The following is a 333-nucleotide window of genomic DNA, read 5'->3' as shown; positions in this document are numbered from 1 at the left end:
GGAACAGTCATTACCGTAACTGCCACAGCTTCCGCAGCTGTTACAGGCGACCAAACCGTTGACATAGCCGTAAGTGGAACTGGAATTACAGGTACGGATTACAGTCTAAGCCCTGCAACAATTACCATCTTAAATGGAGTAATTACTGGCACCGCTACTTTCACTATTCTTGACGATGTGGATGTCGAAGGCACTGAAACCGCTACTCTAACCATTAGCAATCCATCTGCTGGAATAACGCTTGGTGCTACAACAATGCAGGATATCACGATCACCGATAATGATGTCGTAGCAAACCCAACTGTTGAACTTAGTGTTTCAGCCAATACTGGC

The 333-nt window shown here is 45.6% G+C and carries 1 protein-coding gene; it reads left to right on the top strand.

The genetic code is table 11. The features are described from left to right. The coding region (locus MB14_RS10245; protein WP_221405482.1) for a Calx-beta domain-containing protein at positions 1-333 on the top strand (333 nt) is incomplete at both ends.

Source organism: Roseivirga ehrenbergii (assembly GCF_001593005.1).
In the GTDB taxonomy this organism is placed as follows: Bacteria; Bacteroidota; Bacteroidia; order Cytophagales; family Cyclobacteriaceae; genus Roseivirga; species Roseivirga ehrenbergii.
The sequence above is the reverse complement of the archived record's forward strand: the minus strand, read 5'-3'. Positions and strand labels throughout refer to the sequence as shown.